The 14,461-nt window shown below is 64.2% G+C and carries 16 protein-coding genes and 1 tRNA gene; 11 read left to right on the forward strand and 6 right to left on the reverse strand.

The features are described 5' to 3' along the window. The first annotated feature begins 176 nt into the window (after positions 1 to 176). The 3 genes from LB535_RS09730 (at position 177) to LB535_RS09740 (ending at position 1,860) form a co-directional block, all read left to right on the forward strand. A tRNA-Lys gene (locus LB535_RS09730) sits at positions 177 to 252 on the forward strand. A gap of 158 nt (positions 253 to 410) precedes the next feature. Beyond that, positions 411 to 686 (forward strand): hypothetical protein, encoded by a 276-nt coding sequence (locus LB535_RS09735; RefSeq protein ID WP_224632006.1) that lies wholly within the window; start codon positions 411 to 413, stop codon positions 684 to 686. A 28-nt stretch (positions 687 to 714) separates the two neighbouring features. Then, positions 715 to 1,860, forward strand: coding sequence for a hypothetical protein (locus tag LB535_RS09740; RefSeq protein WP_224632007.1), 1,146 nt, complete (start codon positions 715 to 717; stop codon positions 1,858 to 1,860). Between the two features lie 31 nt (positions 1,861 to 1,891). Here the strand turns inward: LB535_RS09740 and dprA are convergent, their stop codons facing one another. From dprA to LB535_RS09760, 4 genes are all read right to left on the reverse strand, one after another. Further along, positions 1,892 to 3,019 (reverse strand): DNA-processing protein DprA, encoded by a 1,128-nt coding sequence (dprA, locus tag LB535_RS09745; RefSeq protein WP_224632008.1) that lies wholly within the window; start codon positions 3,017 to 3,019, stop codon positions 1,892 to 1,894. Then, the gene (gene plsY / locus LB535_RS09750; protein ID WP_224632009.1) at positions 3,016 to 3,597 is read right to left on the reverse strand and encodes a glycerol-3-phosphate 1-O-acyltransferase PlsY; all 582 of its coding nucleotides are present in this window, start codon (positions 3,595 to 3,597) and stop codon (positions 3,016 to 3,018) included. The genes dprA and plsY overlap by 4 nt, the downstream gene beginning before the upstream one ends. A 186-nt stretch (positions 3,598 to 3,783) precedes the next feature. Further along, complete coding sequence (locus tag LB535_RS09755; RefSeq protein ID WP_224632010.1) at positions 3,784 to 5,070, reverse strand: dihydroorotase; 1,287 nt, start codon at positions 5,068 to 5,070, stop codon at positions 3,784 to 3,786. Continuing rightward, the gene (locus LB535_RS09760) at positions 5,067 to 6,032 is read right to left on the reverse strand and encodes an aspartate carbamoyltransferase catalytic subunit (protein WP_224632011.1); all 966 of its coding nucleotides are present in this window, start codon (positions 6,030 to 6,032) and stop codon (positions 5,067 to 5,069) included. Before LB535_RS09760 ends, LB535_RS09755 begins: the two co-directional genes overlap by 4 nt. 200 nt (positions 6,033 to 6,232) lie before the next feature. Between LB535_RS09760 and LB535_RS09765 the strand changes: the two genes are divergently transcribed. From LB535_RS09765 to LB535_RS09775, 3 genes are all read left to right on the forward strand, one after another. Next, the gene (locus tag LB535_RS09765) at positions 6,233 to 7,861 is read left to right on the forward strand and encodes a DNA alkylation response protein (RefSeq protein ID WP_224632012.1); all 1,629 of its coding nucleotides are present in this window, start codon (positions 6,233 to 6,235) and stop codon (positions 7,859 to 7,861) included. Between the two features lie 300 nt (positions 7,862 to 8,161). Further along, entirely contained in the window at positions 8,162 to 8,710 is a 549-nt protein-coding gene (locus LB535_RS09770; RefSeq protein ID WP_318012280.1) for a hypothetical protein, read from the forward strand. Beyond that, complete coding sequence (locus tag LB535_RS09775) at positions 8,710 to 9,051, forward strand: DUF6105 family protein (RefSeq protein ID WP_224632013.1); 342 nt, start codon at positions 8,710 to 8,712, stop codon at positions 9,049 to 9,051. The genes LB535_RS09770 and LB535_RS09775 overlap by 1 nt, the downstream gene beginning before the upstream one ends. On the opposite strand, the gene ruvX is transcribed toward LB535_RS09775, so the two are convergent. Then, entirely contained in the window at positions 8,993 to 9,475 is a 483-nt protein-coding gene (gene ruvX, locus LB535_RS09780) for a Holliday junction resolvase RuvX (RefSeq protein ID WP_224632014.1), read from the reverse strand. The two genes, LB535_RS09775 and ruvX, sit on opposite strands and share 59 nt — an antisense overlap. 116 nt (positions 9,476 to 9,591) lie before the next feature. On the opposite strand from ruvX, the gene LB535_RS09785 reads away from it, so the two are divergent. The 5 genes from LB535_RS09785 to LB535_RS09805 all read left to right on the forward strand — a co-directional run bounded on the left by LB535_RS09785 (position 9,592) and on the right by LB535_RS09805 (position 13,646). Then, the gene (locus LB535_RS09785; RefSeq protein WP_224632015.1) at positions 9,592 to 10,299 is read left to right on the forward strand and encodes a metal-dependent hydrolase; all 708 of its coding nucleotides are present in this window, start codon (positions 9,592 to 9,594) and stop codon (positions 10,297 to 10,299) included. Positions 10,300 to 10,515: 216 nt separating this feature from the next. Then, the gene (gene gatC, locus LB535_RS09790) at positions 10,516 to 10,803 is read left to right on the forward strand and encodes an Asp-tRNA(Asn)/Glu-tRNA(Gln) amidotransferase subunit GatC (RefSeq protein ID WP_095765337.1); all 288 of its coding nucleotides are present in this window, start codon (positions 10,516 to 10,518) and stop codon (positions 10,801 to 10,803) included. Positions 10,804 to 10,806: 3 nt separating this feature from the next. Continuing rightward, on the forward strand, positions 10,807 to 11,253 hold the full coding sequence (locus LB535_RS09795; protein ID WP_224632016.1) for a GNAT family N-acetyltransferase: 447 nt from the start codon (positions 10,807 to 10,809) through the stop codon (positions 11,251 to 11,253). Continuing rightward, the gene (locus LB535_RS09800; RefSeq protein ID WP_224632017.1) at positions 11,253 to 12,818 is read left to right on the forward strand and encodes an amidase; all 1,566 of its coding nucleotides are present in this window, start codon (positions 11,253 to 11,255) and stop codon (positions 12,816 to 12,818) included. The genes LB535_RS09795 and LB535_RS09800 overlap by 1 nt, the downstream gene beginning before the upstream one ends. A 30-nt stretch (positions 12,819 to 12,848) precedes the next feature. Next, positions 12,849 to 13,646, forward strand: coding sequence for a YdcF family protein (locus tag LB535_RS09805; RefSeq protein ID WP_224632018.1), 798 nt, complete (start codon positions 12,849 to 12,851; stop codon positions 13,644 to 13,646). Here the strand turns inward: LB535_RS09805 and LB535_RS09810 are convergent. Next, a complete protein-coding gene (locus LB535_RS09810; RefSeq protein WP_095765341.1) occupies positions 13,619 to 14,338 on the reverse strand; it encodes a DUF599 domain-containing protein in 720 nt (239 codons plus the stop codon). The two genes, LB535_RS09805 and LB535_RS09810, sit on opposite strands and share 28 nt — an antisense overlap. Positions 14,339 to 14,461: the final 123 nt, after the last annotated feature.

Raw genomic sequence — 14,461 nt, forward strand, 5'->3', positions numbered from 1 at the left:
TCTGAAGCAGCCCCAAGCCGGGCCGTTGGCGCAGGCATCGAAAGCCGTTCATCCTCGGCGCCCCTTCGAATCCGTTCAAGAAACCCGCCTTGGAAGCCCGTCTTTTTCCGGTTGACCGGCCGCGGCACTCTCCCTATGTTCCGCGCAATTTCGAGGGCGGCGTTCCGAGCCCACGGGAGCGCGTAGCTCAGCCGGTAGAGCAACTGACTTTTAATCAGTAGGTCATGGGTTCGAATCCCATCGCGCTCACCAAATTTTCCACACCAAATAGATGCCAGAGCAAGCCTACCGAGCTTCCATATCCGGGCGATCGAAGCGGGACATGTCGTCTGCGTCTCCGGCAATCGGAACAAAAGCTTGCGCGCGGCTGTTTCCCTGTTGAAGGGACCGCAATCTGGGATGCGGATACAGTGGACGTACTGAACTTGGAACTGGCCAGGGCCAGGCTGCGCGTCAAGCGCGCAGAAACTTCGCTCAATCATGCAAAAGAAATGCTGGATGAAGAATGTGGCGTCGGGATCAATCTCGCGCTGTGCGACCGCATAAGGTCGGAGCAGAAGCGAGTGGCGGAGGCCAGAAAGCGCCTGATGAAGATCGCTTCGACGTCTCAGCGTGACGGGGTGACTTGCTCGAAGGCAAGAGAGATCCTGCCACATTGCCTTGTCCCTGGATGGGGTCGTGGTTAAACTCGGCGCCTCCGAGGGAGGCTCCAGGATGGCACTTGACCTTTCGGTAGATGCGCAGGCGCCCAAGGCGGCGACGCCGCCGGGCAGATATCTTTTCGGCCCGGTCGCCGATTTCCTGATGCTCGGCGGCAGCGCGTTTCTGATCCTGCCACTGCTGTTCCTGGTGCCGCGCGAGTATGAAGGCTCACTAGCCGCGACGATGGTCGTCGTGGCCTATTTGGTGAACTATCCGCACTTCGCCCACTCCTACCAGCTTTTCTACCGCAATTTTGGCCGCAAGGCGCGTGGCGAGGGCTACGACAGAAGCCTGCAGCTCCGCTACATTTTCGCCGGCGTCATCGTGCCAGTGGTCATGGCCCTGTTCTTTGCCTATGGCGCGGCGACGTCGAACACGCGGCTGCTCGGCTTCGCGGCCAACGCAATGTTCTTCTTCGTCGGCTGGCACTACGTCAAGCAAGGCTACGGCATGCTGATGGTCGACGCCGTCCTGAAGCGCAAATTCTTCGACGACCGGGACAAGAAGGTGCTGCTCGTCAACAGCTATGCGGTGTGGATCCTGGCCTGGCTGCAGACGAATACGGCCGTGACGCAGGGGCAATATTACGGCCTTCAATATTACACCTTCGCGGCGCCGTACTGGGTTATCGACATTGCCGTGCTGGCGGCCGTCGGATCGACGGCGGCCACGCTTTTCATGTTGGTCAACCGCTGGCGAAGGAGTGGCGGCGGACTGCCTTACAACGGCATCGTGGCCTATGTCGCCTCGCTCTATCTCTGGATCCTGATCGCCAGGATTAACCCGCTCTGGCTGCTCGTGGTGCCGGCGCTGCATTCGCTGCAATATCTGGCCGTGGTGTGGCGCTATCAAACCAATGTCGAGCGTGAGGTCTCGGATGCCGCCCGGGATCCGGAGCCGAAGATACTATCCGTGCTCGGGCCCCGCTATCGGTTGCGTGTGCTGGGATTCATCATCGGGGGTGGGGCGCTCGGCTATCTCGGCTTCTGGCTGATCCCGTTCGTGCTGACTGCCCTGGTTCCCTACGACGAGCAGGTGCTCGGTTCGTCGCTGTTCTTCTTCATCGTGCTGATCTTCATCAACGTGCACCACTATTTCCTCGACAATGTGATGTGGCGCCGCGGCAATCCGGAAGTGTCGAAATATTTGTTCCGGTAGGGAAATCAGCGTTGCGGGCAGACGCGCCCGGTCACGCGATCAGCGACACGTTTCCGCCGGCGTGGCGCTCGAGCCGTCCGGCAAGGTCGAGCTCCAGGAGCACCATGGCAATCTGCGCGGCGCTCAGTCCCGTGTGGCGGATGATCTCGTCTATGCCTGTCGGCGTGGGCCCGAGCGCTTCCAGCACATCGGCGCGGTCGTTTTCGCCTGGCGGCGGCATGGCTGATATGTCAGGCGCCTCGGCAAGTGGGGCGGTTCTTGGAAGCCGGGTGCCAGCAAGCGGCGCCAGCGCGCCGAGCACGTCGGCCGCCTCGGTGACGAGCGTGACGCCGTCCTTGAGCAGCGCGTTGCAGCCGGCGGCGCGCGGATCGAGCGGCGAGCCCGGCACGGCGAAGACCAGCCGGCCCATTTCGTTGGCAAGGCGCGCGCTGATCAGCGAGCCGGAGCGCTGCGCCGCCTCAACCACCACCAGTCCAAGCGCCATCCCTGCGACCAGGCGGTTGCGGCGTGGGAAATCCTGCGCGCGCGGCTGCCACCCGAAGGGCATCTCGGAAACGATGGCGCCGCCGCGATCGGCGATCTCATCGCAAAGGCCGGCATTTTCAGGCGGGTAGGGGACATCGAGCCCGCCGGCCAGCACGCCGACTGTGCCGGTCGAAACGCTGCCTTTGTGCGCGGCCGTATCGATGCCGCGCGCCAGGCCGGAAACGATGGCGTAGCCGTCTCGGCCGAGATCGGCCGCCAGCATGCGCGCCATCTTGATGCCGGCCAGCGAGGCATTGCGAGCGCCGACAATCGCCACCGCCGGCAAGCGGAAGACCGCGCCTTCGCCTTTCACCGCGAGCAGCGGCGGCGGGTTGTCGAGAGTCTTCAGCAGGGGCGGATAATCGGCCTCGCCGATGCCGACGAAGCGGGCGCCGGCGCGCCGCGCGGCCTCGAGCTCGGCTTCGGCTTCGGCGATGGAGGGGATGCGGACGATGCGATTGGCGCCGCCGGAGATCATCAGCTCCGGCAGCATTTCAAGCGCGGCTTCGGCTGAGCCGAAGCGGTTGATCAGCTCGCGAAACGAGGCCGGGCCGACATTGGGCGTGCGGATCAGGCGAAGCCAGGCAAGCCGCTGCCGATCGCTGAGACGCGGGCCGGCAGCCAGGGCGCTCATCCCTTCGCCCCGATCTTGCCCTCGGTGCCGGCGAGCAGCCGCGAGATGTTTGCTCGATGCTTGACGATGACGATCAGGCTCATCAGCGCGAACAGGCCCGCGATCTGCGGCGTGCTTGTGACATAGAGCGCGATCGGCACGACCACCGCGGCCGCCAGCGCAGCCAGCGAAGAATAGCGGAACAGGAAGGCCATCGCGAGCCAGACAACGGCGAAGACAAGCATGCCTTGCCAGGCAAGGCCAAGCAGCACGCCGAGATAGGTGGCGACACCCTTGCCGCCCTTGAAGCCGAGCCAGACCGGGAAGAGGTGGCCGAGAAAGGTACCGAAGCCGGCCATCAGTCCGAAGTCCGGCGAAAAATGTCCGGCGATCAGCACCGCGGCAGTGCCTTTCAGCGCATCGAGCAGCAGTGTTGCGGCAGCAAGGCCCTTGTTACCCGTCCTCAGCACATTGGTCGCGCCGATGTTGCCGGAGCCGATCTGGCGGACATCGCCGAGCCCGGCCGCACGGGTGATCAGAAGCCCGAACGGGATCGAGCCGAGCAGATAGCCGAAGACGAGCGCGATCACGTAACCCATTGTTTCCCCCATATTTCCTGCTGCCCGGTTGCTCGCCCATTGATTGATACACTGTGCGCGATGCAACCATAGTTTGCAAGTGCTGGCCCTGCTTGGGCGTGAATTTATCATAATGGTAGAGTCGGGAGGGTTCGCCAAGCAAGTCTATGCCGGGCAGGCTGAGCAGGGCTCAAGCGATGCGGTGGCTTATGCGGAAAACACCGTGCGGCCCGCCACCACCGTTTGCAGGACCGTGCCCTGCAGACGCGCGCCCTCGAAACATGTGTTCTTCGAGCGTGAGCGCAGACCGCTCTCGCTGACGATCCACGGCTCGTCCAGATCGACGACCGCGAGATCGGCCGGCGCCCCCGGCTTCAGCGTGCCGCCCGGCAGGCCGAACAGTCTGGCCGGCGCCGTGGACAGCGTCTCGATCAGCCTCAACAGCGGCACGTCGCCATTGTGGTAAAGCCGAAGCGCCGCGCCCAGCAGCGTCTCCAGCCCGATGGCGCCGGCAGCGGCGTCGGCGAAGGGCAGGCGCTTGGTGTCGACGTCCTGCGGGTCGTGCGAGGAGACGATGATGTCGACCGTGCCGTCCTTGATCGCCTCGATCATCGCCAGCCGGTCGTCCTCGGCGCGCAAGGGCGGGGTCAGCCGGAAGAAGGTGCGGTATTCGCCGACGTCGTTCTCGTTGAGCGACAGATTATGGATGGCGACCCCGGCCGTGACATTGGCGCCGTCCGTCTTTGCCCGGTTCACCGCGCCGGCCGCCATCGCCGACGAGATTTTTGCCGCGTGATAGGCGCCGCCGGTCAGCCGGGCCAGCGCCAGGTCGCGTTCAAGCGGGATCAGCTCCGCTTCGCGCGGAATGCCCGACAGGCCGAGCCAGCTCGCATAGAGCCCTTCGTTCATCACGCCGGACGAGGCGAGATCGGCGTCCTGCGTTTCGTGCGCGATGACGCCGCCGAAATCGCGGGCGTAGGTCAGCGCGCGGCGCATCACCAGCGCATTGGCGATCGTGTGGCGGCCATCGGTGTAGGCGACGGCGCCAGCCTCGCGCAGCAGGCCGAACTCGGTCATCTCGCGGCCTTCGAGGCCCTTGGTGATCGCTGCCGACGGGAAGATGTTGACGCTAGCGGTGTCGCGTGCCGTGCGCAGCACGAATTCGACCAGCGCCACATTGTCGATCACCGGATCGGTGTCCGGCATCATGACGATGGAGGTGACGCCGCCCGCCGCCGCGGCGACGCTTGCCGAAGCGATGGTTTCGCGATGCTCGCCGCCTGGTTCGCCGATGAAGACGCGTGCGTCGACAAGGCCTGGAATGATCGTCTTGCCGGCGCAGTCGACGACGGCGGCGCCTTCCGGCACGCCCTGGTTCAACGCGGCTTTCCCGGCAGCGACGATTCTGCGGCCGTCGACAATGACGCTGCCGATCTCGTCGACGCCGCGCGAGGGATCGACAATGTGCGCCTTGCTGAAGACGGTCATGCTCATGCGCCGCGCCCCTCATGGTTGCGGCGCGGATCAAGCAGCGCTTCCATCACCGCCATTCGCACGGCGACCCCCATCTCCACCTGTTCCTGGATGACGCTTTGCGGTCCGTCGGCGATCTCGGAGGCGATCTCGACGCCGCGGTTCATCGGCCCGGGATGCATGACCAGCGCATCGTCCTTGGCGGCTTTCAGCTTTTCGGCATCAAGGCCGAAATAGCGGAAATATTCGCGGACCGACGGCACGAAAGCGCCTTCCATGCGCTCGCGCTGCAGGCGCAGCATCATGACCACGTCGGCATCCTTCAGGCCTTCGGCCATCGAGCGCGACACGATCACGCCCATCCTGTCGATGCCGGATGGCAGCAATGTCGAGGGCGCGACGACGCGCACCTGCGCGCCAAGCGCGTTCAGAAGCATGATGTTGGAGCGGGCGACGCGGGAATGCAGGATGTCGCCGCAGATCGCCACGATCAGCTTCGACAGCGGCCCCTTGGCGCGGCGGATGGTCAGCGCGTCGAGCAGCGCCTGCGTCGGGTGCTCGTGCGCTCCGTCGCCGGCATTGACCACCGAGCAGCCGACTTTCTGGGCGAGCAGGGCAGCCGCGCCAGCCGATTGGTGGCGGATGATCAGGATGTCGGGGCGCATGGCGTTGAGGGTTATGGCCGTATCGATTAGCGTCTCGCCCTTCTTCACCGAGGAGCTTGCCACCGACATGTTCATGACGTCGGCTCCGAGACGCTTGCCGGCGAGCTCGAAGGACGACTGCGTGCGAGTCGATGCCTCGTAGAACAGGTTGATTTGGGTGCGGCCGCGCAGCGTCGAGGTCTTCTTTTCCGATTGCCGCGAGATTGCCACGGCCTGGTTGGCCCGATCGAGCAACAGCTCGATATCGGCGGGGGAAAGATCGCGGATGCCCAGAAGATGGCGGTGGGGGAAGAGCGGCAGGGACGAAGCGTCGGTCATCTCAAGGCGCTGCTATAGGGTGCGGTCCGGCCTGCCGCAAGCGCCAGGTTTGGATTGCGGGCGTTCTCCCCGGTATTTTCGTCGCGCGCCTTCCGTGGCTTGGGCTATAAGGCCCAGTGGCTTCGGATTCGCGACCGCGGGCTTGGAAATGGTAAGAACCTCTCGGCCAACTGAAGGATTGGGCAACTGAAGGATTGGGCGTGACCGACGAGGTGATCAACCAGCCGCCGCCATTGGCAGGCGGCAATGCATGGCGGGGCGATCCGTTGCTCATCCAGCTAGCCGAGCGTTTTTCCGATCCCGTGCGCAAGGATCTCGACGGGCTTGGCCGGTTCGTGATGACGCAGGAAGCGCAGGAGCTTGCCCGGCTTGCCAACACCGACACGCCGAAATTGCGCACCCATGACCGCCAGGGCCGTCGCCTCGACCTGATCGAATATCATCCGGCCTATCATGCCTTGATGCGCCGCGCGATCGCCGGCGGCCTGCATTCTTCGGTATGGGAAAACGGCGATGCCGAGATCGGCCGCCGCCATCAGGTGAGGGCGGCACGCTTCTACCTGACCGCTGAGCTCGAGACGGGGCATCTTTGCCCCATTACCATGACCAGCGCTTCGCTGGCGGCCTTGATGGCAAGCCCGAAGCTTTTCCGCGAATGGGCGCCGCGCGTGACGACGCGCAAATACGACCAGGCGCAGAAGCCGCCGGTGCAAAAGACCGGGCTGACGCTCGGCATGGGCATGACCGAGAAGCAGGGCGGCACCGATGTGCGCGCCAACACCACCAGGGCGGAGCGCACCGGCAGTGGTTTTTACCGGTTGACCGGCCACAAATGGTTCATGTCGGCGCCGATGTCGGATGCCTTCCTGGTGCTCGGCCAGGTGCCGGAGGGGCTGTCCTGCTTTCTCGTGCCGCGCATCCTGGGCGACGGCTCCGGCAACGGGTTCCGTTTCCAGCGGCTGAAGGACAAGCTCGGCAACCGCTCGAACGCCTCGTCGGAGGTGGAGTTTGTCAACGCGATCGGCGAGATGGTCGGCGACCCGGGCGCAGGCGTGAAGACGATCATGGACATGGTGACGCTGACCAGGCTCGACTGCGCGGTCGCTTCGTCGGCGCTGATGCGGGCGGGCCTCGCTGAGGCTGTTCATCACACGCGCCATCGCCAGGTGTTCGGCTCCAACCTGATTGACCAGCCGCTGATGCAGCGGGTTCTGGCCGACATGGCGCTCGACGTCGCCGCGGCCACGGCGCTGTCGTTCCGGCTGGCGCGCTCTTTCGACGAGGCGGCAAGCGATCGCGGCGAGGCGGCCTTTGCCCGAGCCATGACGCCAGTCGTCAAATACTGGGTCTGCAAGATCGCGCCGCAGCTGCTTTACGAGGCGATGGAATGCCTTGGCGGCAACGGCTATGTCGAGGAAGCGCCGCTTGCCCGCTATTACCGGGAGGCGCCGGTCAACGCGATCTGGGAGGGCTCTGGCAATGTCATGGCGCTCGACGTGCTGCGCGTGCTCGGCCGCGCGCCCGGCCTGTTCGAGGAGGTGCTGACCGGCATCGACCGCGATCTCGGCACCGGCGGGCGCGGCACCATCGGCGTGCTGAAGGCGGCCATGCAGGTGGCGGCGACCGACCAAGGCTCGGCGCGGCTGCTCACCGAACAGCTAGCGCTGTCGGCCGCCGCGGCGGAGCTGCGCCGGCTGGGAGCAGGGCGGATCGCCGACGCCTTCGTCGAAACGCGGCTGGGCGGCCAGTGGCGCACCACCTACGGCATGCTCGATTCGCGCCACGACGCGCGCATGATCATCGACACGCTCTATCCGCCGGTGACATGATCCGCCTCTAAATCTCTAAATCAAGAGATTGAGCATCACGTCATCCGAAAACCGCTTCACGCTTGTTCGGCATCATTCCGTAGAGCGCATCGCGCCGAAACGGATTCGGGCGACGCGCTTTAAGTCATTGTTGTGATGCATGCATTAAAGGCAGATTGCTGATCTGTGGACAGCTGTTAACCTTAACAAATGGTTTCCGTTGCAGCGAGCCGATGCAAAGCCCACTCTCCACTTTGCTGGAGTAGGGAAGGGTTAACCATGACCTCCCCGAACTCCGCCAACGGGAAACGTATGCGGCACGTGTTGAGCTCAGTTCTGGCCTTGCATTGGGCGGTGGTTTTCGCCCTGCTTGCCTATGTCTGCATGGACGGCAGCCGCGGCATAGCGACGGCTCTCGGCGTGCTCGGCCTTTCCGTCCGGGGCAACCGGTTTCCGCAGTTTGAAAATGCGGCCGTGGTCGCGCCGCTTTCGATCGCGTTGTTGATCGTCGCGGTGTTGTTCTGCTGGGCCTTCGTCGAAACGCTGCTGAACGCGGCGGCAAGGCCGGACGCGGGCGAGAGCGTGGCGCGGATGGCCTTCATCTCGGCATCTTTCCTGCTTTCGCTGATCCTCATCGGCGGCGTGGTTCAAGGCGTAGACGGCCTGTTCATGATCGTCGCCATCCAGATGACGGCACTGCTTGCCTCCTACATCGCCGTGCTGGCTGAACGCCGCTCCACCCTTACAGCAATGCACTTGCCCGAGGGTGATATCCGCGCCGCCTCGCGCATGGCGATGGGAGCCGCGCACAGCTCGCTTCTTTCCCGCATATCCGGCCGCCCGGAAAACAAGCCTGGAGGCAGGCGCTGATGCGCACGATATTCACGCTCTGGGCTGCTCCGATGGCCATCTTTTGGGGATGGTTCTTCCTGTCGGCCAACGACATGAATTTCGGCTATGCGATGCTGAGCCGACAGGTGCACGATTTTGCTTTCCAGCTCTACGGCCAGATGCTCGGCGTCGATCCGGCGATCATTCCGGGCATGGTGGCGCGGACCTGCGTTTTCGACTTTTTCCTGCTCATGGGGCTTTGGGCCTTCCGCCGCCGGCACAACATCGGCGAATGGATCAGGCAGCGCCGGCAGGGCGATATCAGTTCCGATCGGCTCGGCCGAGCGACTGAAGCCGGTCCAACGCTCCCTGCAGAATAAAGGCGGCGGCCGCCGAATCGATCTTGCCGGCGCGCTTCTTGCGCGAGAAATCCATCTCGATCAGTGTCCGTTCCGCCGCGACGGTCGACAGCCGCTCGTCCCACAGCACGAAGGGCAGGTCGGAAAGCGGCGCCATGTTGCGGACGAAGGCGCGGGATTTTTGCGCACGGGGCCCTTCCGTGCCGTCCATGTTGACCGGCAGGCCGAGCACGACGGCGCCGACATTGTCCTTCCCGAGCTGTGCGAGCAGTTGGGCGGCATCCAGCGAAAATTTCTTGCGCAGGATCACCGGGCGCGGGTGGGCGAAGGAAAGCCCGCGATCGGAGACCGCCATGCCGATCGTCTTGTCACCGAGATCGAGCCCGGCGAGCGTCTTGCCGCCGGCAAGCCGCGCCGGCAGTTCCTCGATTGAAATAATGCCCAACGGCTTCCTCTGATATCCAGGCGTCACATCCTTTTGACGTTTAGGAGGAGGGCGCCACTTTCAATTTGCTACTAGCGTTCTATCTTCCGGCAACGGAGAAATCGAGGAAAGCGTTCATGAAACTGACCTGGTACGGGCATTCGGCATTCCGCGTTGAGACCAAGGACGCCACCATTCTCATCGACCCCTATCTGGTCGGCAATCCATCGTGGACGGGCGGCTGGGAAGGGCCGGCGGAAGGCGTGACCCATGTTCTCCTGACTCATGGCCACAACGACCATGTCAGCGGCGCGGTCGAAGTGCTGAAGAAAAGCGGCGCCATGCTGGTCGCCAATTTCGAGATCTGCATGTATCTCGTCGGCCAGGGCGTCAGCGGCGACAAGATCAATCCGGGCAATATTGGCGGCACCGTCGATTGCGGCCCTTTCACCACGACCTTCGTCCAGGCGCTGCATTCGTCCTCCTTCGGCGGCGAAGGCGGCACGAACACCTATCTCGGCAATCCGGGCGGGCTCGTCCTGCACTTCCCCGAAGACAAGACGCTCTACCACATGGGTGACACCGACATCTTTTCCGACATGGGCCTGATCAACGAATTGCACGAACCGAAGATCGGCATCGTGCCGATCGGCGATCGCTTCACCATGTGCGGCGCCGTGGCGGCCCTTGCCTGCCGCCGCTTCTTCGGCTTCGATACGGTCGTTCCCTGCCATTTCGGCACCTTCTCGATGATCGACCAGACCGCCGACAAGTTCGTCGCCGGCATGGAAGGCTCGGGCGTAAAGGTGGCGCTGCCGGACATTGGCAAGGCGATCACGATCTAGGTTTCTCTGCGTCGGAAGAGCTCTGCTCGCAAGCCAGGAAAAGATACGCTGTAGACAGGCCGGCAAACCGTGGCAGCCATTATCACTGCGAGGGCGTGGCATTGCCGCGTAAGCGCCCGGGGAGCGACCGCGTGGCGATCGAACCGGCATGATCCGTGTTGCACGCTGAGCGCCGCGCCGCTATAGCCCGAACTGGTTTTCCCGAGGCGATAGAACATGTCCGTTGATCTTCAGACCGTGAAGCGCGTCGCGCACCTTGCCCGCATAGCGGTGAGCGAGGAGGACGCCGAGCGCATGACCGGCGAATTGAACGCCATTCTCGGCTTCGTCGAGCAGTTGAACGAGGTCGATGTTTCGGGCGTCGAGCCGATGACCTCGGTCACGCCGATGGAGATGAAGAAGCGCCAGGATGCCGTCACCGACGGCAACAAGGCCGCCGACATCGTCGCCAACGCGCCGGCGACGGACGAGAACTTCTTCCTCGTTCCGAAGGTGGTGGAGTAGAGCGTGGCTATCGAGATCGCCGTCGAGACGCCTTTGCAGGACGACGTGCGCGCGCTAGTTGCCGAACTCATCGAACTGACGCCGCCCGAGCACTGCTATCATCTCACCGTCGAGCAGATGGCCGACGAGGGTACGACGGTGTTCATCGCTCGCGACAACGGCCTTGCTGTCGGCTGCGGCGCGCTCAAGCGCCATGACGATGCCACCGGCGAGGTCAAGCGCATGTATACGCGGCCTTCGCATCGCGGCCGCAAGATCGGCGCCGAGATCGTCCGGCGGATCGAAGCGCTGGCCCAGCAGGAAGGGTTGACCCGCCTGGTTCTCGAAACCGGCGATCGGCACCCCGCCGCCTGGACCGTCTATGAGCGCGCCGGATTCTCGCGTTGCGGACCGGTGCTGGATTATCCCGATTCCGAGTGGTCGGTGTTTTACGAAAAGAGCCTTGCCTGATGACCGATCTCACACATCTCACCATTTCCGAGGCCCGCGCCAAGCTGCGCGGCAAGGAGATCACCGCGGCCGAGATCACCGAGGCCTATCTCGCGGCGATCGAGCGCGCCAATCCCGTGCTCAATGCCTATGTGACTGTGACCGCCGACAAGGCGCGCGACATGGCCAAGGCTTCCGATGCCAGGTTGGCCACGGGCGAGGGCGGCGCGCTGGAAGGCATTCCGCTCGGCATCAAGGACCTGTTCGCCACCGAAGGCATCCACACCCAGGCCTGCAGCCACGTGCTGGACGGCTTCAAGCCGCGCTACGAGTCGACCGTGACGACCAATCTGTGGGCCGACGGCGCCGTCATGCTCGGCAAGCTCAACATGGACGAGTTCGCCATGGGCTCGTCCAACGAGACCTCCTATTACGGCCCGGTGATCAATCCGTGGCGACGCTCGCGTGTCGATACGGTCGTCATGCCGACGACGCATCAGGGCGATGGCGGCTTTGTGTCCGCCGGCGGCACGAAGACGGCGCGGACCTTGGACAACGCCCAGCTGGTGCCGGGCGGCTCGTCGGGCGGGTCGGCTTCGTCGGTGGCCGCCTTCCTTTGCGCCGGCGCCACCGCAACCGATACCGGCGGCTCGATCCGCCAGCCAGCCGCCTTGACCGGGACGGTCGGCATCAAGCCGACTTACGGGCGCTGCTCGCGCTGGGGCATCGTTGCCTTCGCTTCCTCGCTCGACCAGGCCGGCCCGATTGCGCGCGATGTGCGCGACGCCGCGATCCTGCTGAAGTCGATGGCCTCCGTCGATCCGAAGGACACGACCTCGGTCGACCGTCCGGTGCCGGACTATGAGGCGGCGATCGGCAAGCCGATCAAGGGCATGAAGGTCGGCATTCCGAAGGAGTATCGTGTCGACGGCATGCCGGAAGACATCGAGGCGCTCTGGCAGCAAGGCATTGCCTGGCTGAAGGACGCCGGCGCGGAAATCGTCGACATCTCGCTACCGCACACCAAATATGCCTTGCCGGCCTACTATATCGTGGCGCCCGCCGAGGCTTCGTCGAACCTCGCCCGCTATGACGGCGTGCGCTACGGCCTGCGCGTGCCCGGCAAGGATATCGTCGACATGTATGAGAAGACGCGCGCCGCCGGTTTCGGCCGCGAGGTCAAGCGGCGCATCATGATCGGCACCTATGTGCTGTCGGCGGGCTATTACGACGCCTACTATCTGCAGGCGCAAAAGGTGCGCACGCTGATCAAGCGCGACTTCGAGAACGTCTTTGCCGCCGGCGTCGATGTGATCTTGACGCCGGCGACGCCGTCGGCCGCCTTCGGCATCGCCGACGAGGACATGGCCTCCGATCCGGTCAAGATGTATCTCAACGACATCTTCACCGTGACGGTGAACATGGCCGGCCTTCCCGGCATTTCGGTGCCGGCCGGCCTCGACGGCAAAGGCCTGCCGCTCGGCCTGCAGCTGATCGGCCGCCCGTTCGACGAGGAAACGCTGTTCCAGACGGCCAACGTCATCGAGCAGGCGGCGGGCAGGTTCCAGCCGGAAAAGTGGTGGTAGCGTCGCCCCTCATCTGACAAGGGGCGATGCATGTTCTACTATCTTTCCAAGATTCTCTGGTTCTTCATCCAACCGATCAACCTGGCGATCTTCCTGCTGCTCGCCGGCCTTTTGGCAGCGCTGTTTGGGCGCCGGCGGCTGGCGGCGACGGGCAGCGTGCTCGGCATCGCGATCCTGGTCCTTTCGGCCTGGACGTCGGTCGGCGCGATGATGCTGACGCCTCTCGAAGAACGCTTCCCCAAGCCGCCATTGCCCGAGAAGGTCGACGGCATCGTCGTGCTTGGCGGCGGCTTCGAGGGCGCCATCAATCTGGCGCGCGGCGGTTACGAGCTTAACAGCAGCGGCGACCGCATGGTGGAGACTGCGATCCTTGCGAAGCGCTTTCCGCAAGCAAAGATTGTCGTATCGGGCGGCAATGGCTCGCTTTTTCTCGACGGCGAGGGCGACGCCGACACGGCGCCGCGGCTGCTCGGCGCTTTAGGCGTTTCCGCCGATCGCCTGATCCTAGAGGATAGATCCCGCAACACTTACGAGAATGCGGTGTTCTCGCGAAAACTGGTCGAGCCGAAGCCGGGCGAGACCTGGCTGCTGGTAACCTCGGCTTTCCACATGCCGCGCGCCAAGGCGCTGTTCGAAAAGGCGGGGTTTGCGACCGTTCCGTGGCCGGTCGACTATCGCACCTCGGGTAGGGAAGGCGTCGGCCTCTACCGCGACAATCCGGTCGATTCGGTGCAGGCGACCACCATCGCAGTGCGCGAATGGATCGGGCTTTTCGCCTACAGGCTGTCCGGCAAGATCGATCAGTTCTTTCCCGGGCCGGGCGGCTGACCGAGCACGGCTTGCCGCGCCGCCGAGAAGAACTGGCGCCGCACCAGCACCGCCAGAAGCACCAGCGTCGATATCACGAAGACGACCGGGTCGACGAACCAGCCGAGATAGCCGATCGAGAAGAAGACGGCGCGCAGTCCGGAGTTGAAGTGCTTGCCGGCAAGCACGTTCATGCGGGTCGCCCGCCACACCGCCGTTTCGCTGACCGGGTTGCGCGAAGCCGGGCCATGCGGAGTCGGCACCGCGCCGATCAGGATCGAGCAATAGTTGAACAGGCGGTAGGCCCAGCCGAATTTGAAGAAGGCGAAGGCCAGGACAAGCACCAGGCCGAACACCTTGGTCTGGAAGGCTTCGCGCGACGAAGCCGCGCCGAAAGGCAGGTCGGCCAGAACCTCAAGTACGCGGTCGGAGGCGCCGAGCAGGGCAAAGCAGCCGCCGAGCGCGATCAGAGAAGAAGAAGCGAAGAAGGCGGTGCCTTGCTGCAGGCCGCCCATGATGGCGGTGTCGACGATGCGGATCTCGCGCTCGGCCATATTGCGCATCCAGGCCTCGCGCTGGGCATTCATCGCCGTGGTCAGCGACATGCGACGGACCAGCTTGCCGTCCGAGGCGAGCGTGTGCGCAACCCAGACGACCAGGAAGAAAGCCAGCGCCGCCAGATCGGCCGTCGAAAGATGAAGTGAGTCGCCCATCCACTGCTTTTAACACAAGCGGCGCCGGCACTTCGACAGGCGGCAAGCGATGTCGCTGGCGGAGCAAACAAGGTCGGCAGCCGCAGCGCCGCGCCATGCAAAACAGCGGAAACATCGCGGGGA

The sequence above is a fragment of the Mesorhizobium sp. CA10 genome (assembly GCF_020165285.1).
In the GTDB taxonomy this organism is placed as follows: domain Bacteria; phylum Pseudomonadota; class Alphaproteobacteria; order Rhizobiales; family Rhizobiaceae; genus Mesorhizobium.

Coding starts and splice junctions, on each gene's coding strand:
- LB535_RS09800 (WP_224632017.1), top strand. CDS start 11,253: ATGACCGATCTCACACATCTCACCATTTCCGAGGCCCGCGCCAAGCTG.
- plsY (WP_224632009.1), bottom strand. CDS start 3,597: ATGGGTTACGTGATCGCGCTCGTCTTCGGCTATCTGCTCGGCTCGATC.
- dprA (WP_224632008.1), bottom strand. CDS start 3,019: ATGAGCGCCCTGGCTGCCGGCCCGCGTCTCAGCGATCGGCAGCGGCTT.
- LB535_RS09755 (WP_224632010.1), bottom strand. CDS start 5,070: ATGAGCATGACCGTCTTCAGCAAGGCGCACATTGTCGATCCCTCGCGC.
- LB535_RS09740 (WP_224632007.1), top strand. CDS start 715: ATGGCACTTGACCTTTCGGTAGATGCGCAGGCGCCCAAGGCGGCGACG.
- LB535_RS09805 (WP_224632018.1), top strand. CDS start 12,849: ATGTTCTACTATCTTTCCAAGATTCTCTGGTTCTTCATCCAACCGATC.
- LB535_RS09760 (WP_224632011.1), bottom strand. CDS start 6,032: ATGACCGACGCTTCGTCCCTGCCGCTCTTCCCCCACCGCCATCTTCTG.
- LB535_RS09785 (WP_224632015.1), top strand. CDS start 9,592: ATGAAACTGACCTGGTACGGGCATTCGGCATTCCGCGTTGAGACCAAG.
- LB535_RS09775 (WP_224632013.1), top strand. CDS start 8,710: ATGCGCACGATATTCACGCTCTGGGCTGCTCCGATGGCCATCTTTTGG.
- LB535_RS09810 (WP_095765341.1), bottom strand. CDS start 14,338: ATGGGCGACTCACTTCATCTTTCGACGGCCGATCTGGCGGCGCTGGCT.
- gatC (WP_095765337.1), top strand. CDS start 10,516: ATGTCCGTTGATCTTCAGACCGTGAAGCGCGTCGCGCACCTTGCCCGC.